4 protein-coding genes are annotated in these 7,535 nt (G+C 58.6%); 3 read left to right on the top strand and 1 reads right to left on the bottom strand.

The annotated features are described in order from the left end of the window. Positions 1–1,730: bacterio-opsin activator domain-containing protein (locus tag V5A26_RS10835; protein ID WP_332320137.1), on the bottom strand; the 1,730-nt coding region annotated here is incomplete at its 3' end. A gap of 269 nt (positions 1,731–1,999) precedes the next feature. Between V5A26_RS10835 and V5A26_RS10840 the strand changes: the two genes are divergently transcribed. From V5A26_RS10840 to V5A26_RS10850, 3 genes are all read left to right on the top strand, one after another. Continuing rightward, the gene (locus tag V5A26_RS10840; protein ID WP_332322502.1) at positions 2,000–3,004 is read left to right on the top strand and encodes a 4Fe-4S dicluster domain-containing protein; all 1,005 of its coding nucleotides are present in this window, start codon (positions 2,000–2,002) and stop codon (positions 3,002–3,004) included. Positions 3,005–3,006: 2 nt separating this feature from the next. Continuing rightward, positions 3,007–4,278, top strand: a complete 1,272-nt coding sequence (gene nrfD, locus V5A26_RS10845; RefSeq protein WP_332320139.1) for an NrfD/PsrC family molybdoenzyme membrane anchor subunit — start codon at positions 3,007–3,009, stop codon at positions 4,276–4,278. Continuing rightward, positions 4,275–7,535: molybdopterin-dependent oxidoreductase (locus V5A26_RS10850; protein WP_332322503.1), on the top strand; the 3,261-nt coding region annotated here is incomplete at its 3' end. The genes nrfD and V5A26_RS10850, both read left to right, overlap by 4 nt.

Consider the following 7,535-nt stretch of genomic DNA (forward strand, 5'->3'; position numbering starts at 1 on the left):
ATCGTCTCGGCGATCTCTTCCCCGGAGTTCTCCCTGGGCCAGTCGAAGAAGCCGGCGATATACGCGGTATGAAGTACCTCCTGCTGTCTATCGGTCAGGGATTCCTGGATGGCCGTCCTGATCTCCTCCGTGGTCGGCGCTGGGCGTTCGGTTTCCCGGCGGGCGCGGAGTTCGATCGACGGGTAATCGGTCTGGAGTCCTTCCACGACGGTTCGCACGTTCGCATTCGGTGAGAGGTGGACGGTCAGACGGGCCCTGCCATCACTCGCTTCGATGTGCCGGAGGTCGCCCCCGTATTCTCCGATCGGGCGAGCGAGCGAGGACTTCTGGAGCTCGAATCGCGCGTGAAGTTCCCTTTTATCTGTCGTGATGATATTAACCGTGCCGAGTTCGGGTCGTTCGTCGACGAAGTCTTCGATCCTCGCTGAATCGATGTCCCGGATCGTGAAATGCTGGACGAGCGTTTCCCCCGGACCGGGCGTCATCCATGTGAGTTCCATCGACCCGCCATCGGCCGTCAGCTCGACGGGGAAATAGTCGGATTCGGTCACCTCGAACTCGATTTCGGTGACGCTGTCGGTCAACAGTGCCTCCTTGCTTTCGACGGCGTTGATCGCGTAGCCAATGGTCTCGCCGAGTTCCGCGAAGACGGCCGTTTCGATGTCCTTGAAAGCCCCGATTTTGTCGGTGCCGATACAGAGCACGCCGTACTGGCGGTCGCCGTAGGTGAGTGGGATCGCAGCCGTCGCTTTATACCCACGTTCGAGCCAGGGCTTACACCAGTCAGCTTCAGGGTCCTCACAGCTGCTGATGTGCACAGTCCCCGTTCGAGCGGCGGTTCGAAGGGGGTCTTTTCCTTCTAACTCGTTGATCGCCCCGATGAGTTCGTCTAGATCGTTCTCATCAAGTCCGGCCGTTGCCCGTGGGCGGATGACTTCGGTGCCCACGGCCTGATCGGAGAGACAGGCAAAGGCATACTGTGGGGAATCGGCGAACTGCTCGACAATTGCGGCCTCCATCGCGTCGCGGCTGTCGGCCTCCACGAGCTCGCGGTTGATGTCACGAAGGACCTCGTTCGTTCGGTTGAGCGTTTGGAGCCGGTTTTTCTGCTGGGTGATCTGCTCTTTCCGTTCGAGGCGGTCGGTTACGTCGGTGTCCACGGCGACGTACTTCTCGACGGTCCCGTCCTCGTTGACGATCGGTGCGATCGTCATGTCGACCCAGACCTGTTCGCCGGATTTTCGTTCGTTGACGATTTGGCCCTCCCAGATGGATCCGTCTTTGATGGTATCCCACATCGCTGCATAGAAAGATTCCTCGTGATAGTTGGACTTCCACAGCGATGGGTCCCGGCCCATGACTTCGCCGCGTGAATAGCCGGTGACTGATTCGACGGCTCGATTCGCGTAGGTTATTGTTCCATCCGGGTCAGTAATGAAGATCATGTGGCCAGCGTGTTCGATGGCCTTCTCGAAGGTCCCTAGTCGTTCGTTCGTCGATCGAATGGTGTTTTTGATCTTCGTCTCCTGTTCGACGTATTCGGAGAGATAATAGACCGTCAGGACGGCCAGCACACTGACGAGGAGGCCCGGGAGTTCGTCGATCCCCGGCGTCCCAGCCTGATAGCTGAGGATCTGTCGAGTCGCCATGAGACCGAGCATCAGCGTCAAAAACCCGAAACGAGCGTCCTTGACTCGATACAGGAGGTATATCGAGTATCCAAGCCCCACGAGTCGAAGGCCGATCGAAGTCAGTATGATAAGTCCGTCGGGAATGATCACGGGTCTGTCCGGGGGTACGGAATGGGCCTCAAAATAGTTGTCGGGACTGATTCTATATGTATTGGGGGTGTTTATTTAAGTCAATAACTGGGCCAGAGGCCAACCTATTCATATTGGGTGCCTGCTCAGGGGCATGGAACGTCTGGGAAACGGTGTATGCGAGCACCAATTGAATCGAGATTTTCCGACGCAACACGCCACATAACAGGTGGCTATCGATGAGCGTCGATGCCTCCCCTGGCGTGCCCGATCTCGACCAGGCGCAGATGGACGAACTGGTTGAGGCCGAACGGGACGACCCGGAGCAAACACTTGCCGAGGTCGAGTTCTCGACTGACCTCGGTCTCGCGATGGCCGAGGACGCCCAGCGGGTCTCAAAGGGAGCGATCTCGAGTGAGTCGTTCTGGGCCAAATACGACGAGTCAGCGACCAAAGAGTTCGGCGAGGGGTATCGAGAGACGCCAAATCCGGCAGTGGACAAGGGCGGTAGCTGCCAAACGATTGACGAACCAGCGGCCGACCAACTCTCCTGCTCCCTCGACTCAATGGACGCCGTTGCCGAGCAGATCGAGTCTCCGCTGGGCGAGGAGGACACGCGGTGGGGAATGGTAATCGACCTCCAGAAGTGTGTCGGCTGTGACTCGTGTACGGTCGCGTGTAAAGCGGAGAATCGGACGCCGCCTGGTGTCACCTACAACGTCGTGATGGAGCACGAACATGGTGAATTCCCCAACACGACCCGGACCAACGTTCCCCGTCCCTGCATGCAATGTGAGACTCCCTCCTGCGTGCAGGTGTGTCCGGTCAGTGCGACGTACAAGATGGAAAACGGGATCGTCAATATCGACTATGACCGGTGTATTGGCTGTCGATACTGTATGATCGCGTGCCCGTACGGGGCGCGCTATCTCGACTTCGGCGACGATTATGAAGACGAGGTCATGAGTGCTGGCGAGATAACGAGTCCAGAGTACGGGGTCGACCGTGGGAGTCGGGAGGATGGCAAATCTCCACAGGCCAACGCCCGGAAATGTACTTTCTGTTATCACCGGCTGGGCAGGGGCGAAGAACCAGCCTGTGTCGAGACCTGTATTGGTGACGCCCGGAACTTCGGTGATTTGGATGATCCGGACAGCGACGTTGCACAGATGGCTGATTCGACCCGCGCGATGCAACTGAAAGAGCACACGGGCAACGACCCGAACGTCTACTACCTCAAATAACAATGGCAACGGCAAACAAACTGCCCGACTTCAATCCGGGCTTCGAGGACAACCGGATCCGGATCGTCTGGTACGGTATCCTAGCAATTACCCTCCTCGTGGGCGCGTACGCGACGTACCAGCGCATTGTCGGCGGGATGGGAACGACCAATTTGACTTCAATTACCCCATGGGGGGCCTGGGTGGCGTTTTACATTTATTTCATCGGTCTCTCGGCCGGTGCGTTCCTCGTCAGCACCCTCGCGAACGTCTTTGAGATGGAGGGTATGGAGAACATCGATCGGGACGCCCTCTTTGCTGCCATCATCGCGATGATCGTCGCAATGTTGTTCGTCTGGATCGACCTTGGGCGGATGGAACGAATGTATTTCCCCTTTATCTGGCGCCAGCTAACCTCGGCCCTAGCCTGGGAGGTCCACGCGTACGTGGCCTATATCGGCGTTCTGACGGCCGAACTGTATTTCTCGATGCGTGCAGACCTTGTCCGTGTCGCCGAGCACGGCTCTGGTCTCCGAGCGCGGGTTTCCGGACTGCTCACTCTCGGTCGGACCGATCTGAGCGACGCAACAGTGAGCGCAGACAAGAAGTGGCTCAAACGCATCGGTATCCTTGGGATTCCACTCGCCATCTTCTTCGTCCACGGCGGCACAGGGATTCTCTTTGCCGGTGTGAAAGCTCGTGCCTACTGGAACAGCGGTCTGTTCCCGGTGATCTTTGTCATCTCGGCGCTGCTCTCCGGAACGGCACTCGTCATGGCCGTCTACGTGCTGCGGCGAAAGTTCTTCGACGCAAAACCCATCGATCTGGACCTTCTCGATCGGCTGGGACAGTTGCTGTTGGCGTTTGTCCTGGTCGATGCGGCGTTCACGGCCATCGAGGCCCTTATCGGGGTCATGTCGCTTGAGGGCGCCCACCTGGCGGCCTGGATGACGATTGCGCTTGGAAAGATGGCGTGGTCGTTCTGGATCGTAATGGTCGGTCTCGGATGGGTCCTCCCGCTCGTACTGACCAGTCGTCGGTCCTGGCGCCGTCGCCCGATGTTCATGGTGATCGCGGGGCTATCGGTCGTTATCGGTGTCGTCGGTGTCCGGTTCAACATCGTCGTTCCGCCGCTGGTGAATCCGGTGATGGAGGGCCTTCCGGCAGGTGATTATCTGCCCACCCTTACCGAATGGGCAACGAGTTTGGGTATCGTCGCCGTCGGGCTCCTGATCTACACGCTCGGCGCTGAAACATTGCCACTAACCCCTCTTACGGAGGATGAACACGAATGAGTACTGATGAATCCCTCGACGACGGACCGGACCTCTCCCGCCGTGAATTTGTGAAGTCAGCGGGTGCCTTCACAGCACTGTCCGCGGGCGGTGCGGCCCACGAACTGGACTTCTCTTCCCTCTGGGAAGACGACCCTGAACACTACGTTGGCACAGAGTATGACGAATACGACGCAAGCGAGGTTATCCACACGACCTGCGGGCAGTGCAATACGTTCTGTCCGATCAAGGTTCGGCTGGACGACGGGAGTACGAAAAACAAGGAGTACAGCTCCCTGGTGCGGAAACTCGCCGGGAATCCCTACTCCTTTTTGAACACCCAACCCTTCGCTCAGGTCCCCTACCATAGTGACCTCGAGTCCGTCGTTACGGGGGACCTCGATGGGACCGGTGACGTGTCGACCGATCGATGGTCCCTCAATGGTGCTCGGATGTGTCTCAAGGGTCAGGCCGGTATACAGACCGCTTTTGACTCGTACCGCGTTCGCAAACCGATGAAACGCGTCGGCGAACGGGGAAGCGACCAGTGGAAGACGATCTCTTGGGAGACAGCGATCGAGGAGATCGTCCATGGAGATGACGACCTCGGTCATCGCGGGCTCAAGGAGATGTGGGACTACGTCCCCGAGGACCAGGTAATGGAGGACCGAGAAGCCCTCGGTGACGCGGCTTTCGAGGAGAAATACCAGGACAAACTCGTCGACACCGACATTCCGGAACTGGGTCCGAAAGCCAACCAGATCGTCGATGTCGGTGGCTTCCGTCGCTTCCTCATCCGGGCTCGAATGTTCCAGGGATCGCTCGGCTCGATCAACAGCCACCACCACGCCGGCGTGTGTGGTTTTTCCTCCGTCCTGGGGAATGTCAGGTCACATGCGAATACGAAAAAGCGCCAGTACACCGACATCGAGAACACGGAATACCTCCTGGTCTGGGGGACAAATCCGATGGTCTCGAACAAGGGGCCGACCTGGCTCGCACCGAAGATCACGAATGCGATCGAAGACGGGATGCAGATGGACGTGGTTGATCCGCGACTGTCCAAGACGGCGGAGAAAGCGGACACGTGGGTTCCGGTAAAACCCGGCGCAGATGGGGCCCTGGCAATGGGTATGGCCCGGTGGATTCTGGAACACGATCGCTACGATCAAGACTACCTGAGCAATCCTGCTACCGAAGCAGCAGACACGGACGGTGAAAGCACCTTCAGTGACGCCACGCATTTGGTTGCAGTCGACGGCGATCCCACGGCGACACCCAAAGCCAAAACCCAGACGGCTGGAACCCTTGGCATTGACGGGGACCGTGCGGTTCTTGCTGGGACGACCGGCGAGGTGGTTGCAGCCGAAGACACCGATGTAGGCACGTTGGACGTCGAAACCGTCATCGACGGCACACCCGTCAAGAGCGTCTTTCGGCTCTACAAGGAGCGGGTTTATGAGCACAGTCTCGAGGATTACGCCGATATGGCTGGCGTTTCTGTCGATCGCATCGCGAAAATCGCGAACGAGTTCACGAGTCACGGGAAACGAGCGGCGATCATGCAGTATCGTGGCCCCTCAATGCACACAAATGGGTTCTACAATACGCGTGCGATAGCCACCCTGCAGCACCTGATCGGGAATTTCGACTGGAAGGGCGGCCAGATCACGCCGTATGCAGGCTATGGAACCATGGGTGGCCGCTACGTACTCGGAAACGTGCCCGATGGGCGAACGCCCTGGGGACTCCCAATAACACGAGCGCTTCACAACGCCGAGGACTTCGAGGGAACGCGTCTGTTTCCCGAGGATGAGGAGGACCCCTATCCGGCGAAGCGACCGTGGTTTCGTCTCGCACCCCAGCACCAGGTTCAGGAGATCTATCACAGTGCACAGGAGGAATACCCCTACTCGATCAATGCGTTGTTTCTGCGAACGTACTCCGAGAACCACGTGATGGCTGCTGCGGGTGGTGATATGATCACTGACGCCCTGCAAGACAAGGATGCGATCGAACTTCTGGTCGCTTTCGATACGGTCATCGGCGAGATGAGTGAGAACGCGGATTACATCTTGCCCGAGCCGACGTACCTCGAACGGTGGGAGAACTTCGGAACCTATCCGAACAAGCGACTCGCGGACGACAAGATTAGCCATCCCGCCGTCAGGGTGCTTCCGGAAACGGAGCTGTCAGAGCAGGTCCTCATCGACATGCTGAAAGAACTCGAATCGGCGACCGGCGAGACGATGCCGGGCGTGGGTGAGGACGCAATCGTGGATACTGATGGGGAAACCTGGCCCTTGGACACTCCCGAGGATTTCTATCTCAAGATGGTCGCGAATCTTGGCTTCCAGACCAAGACCCTCGATCCCGATCTCGGGGACATCGACAAATCACGGTCGCTTCCCCCGGGACTGGACCGAGATAGCTTTCCGTACGAAGAAGGGCCCGTCCAAGATGCTGACGACGACGAACTCCAGGCTTTCAAGGAAGCCCATCAGAACGGCCTCGGCGAATTCTTCGATTACGACGAATGGAAGGGGACGGTCACAGATGCAGAGTGGCGGAAAGTCGTCACGGTCCTCAACCGTGGCGGTCGCTTCGAAGAGCCGATCCCGAACTACGCCGAGGCCTTTGACGAACACGGATTCGATTATGACTACGCCGAGCGGTACGATCCGTCGAACGCGTATGAGGGGGACAAAATGCGGTACCGACTCGACGGCGAGGTTACGTTCTGGAACGAGATCATGCCCGTTGGCAAAGACGCGTACGATGGAACGCCGTTCGATCCACTGCCGAAAGTCACAGACGTGACCCACTTCAACGGCGACATCTTGACCCCGGTCCTCAGCGATGCGGAACCGGACCGGCCACTCCACCTGATCAACTGGAAGCCGCGAACCCAGGGGATGACCCGAACCCAGAACTCACCGTGGCTGCGGGAAACACGTCCCGAAAACCCCGTCTGGATGAACCCAGTCGATGCGGATGAACGGGCCATCGAGAACGGTGATCACATCGAAATCGACGCTGGGCGGACGTCCGTCGAGGGAATGGCGATGGTCACGGAAGGGATTCGCCCAGGTGTCGTCGGGACGATGTGGGGCTGGGGCCGTCAAGGCGACGGGGCCGTCGAACGGACTATCGACGACGAAACCACCGACGTGGCCAACGAAACCTACGGCCACACGGATTACGAGTTCGACACTCCGATGGCCGAAGAAGCCGGGTACGCCAAAGGTCGGGACGCTGGGTTCGCTGTCAACCACCTT

This window comes from Halodesulfurarchaeum sp. (assembly GCF_036626455.1).
GTDB lineage: Archaea > Halobacteriota > Halobacteria > Halobacteriales > Halobacteriaceae > Halodesulfurarchaeum.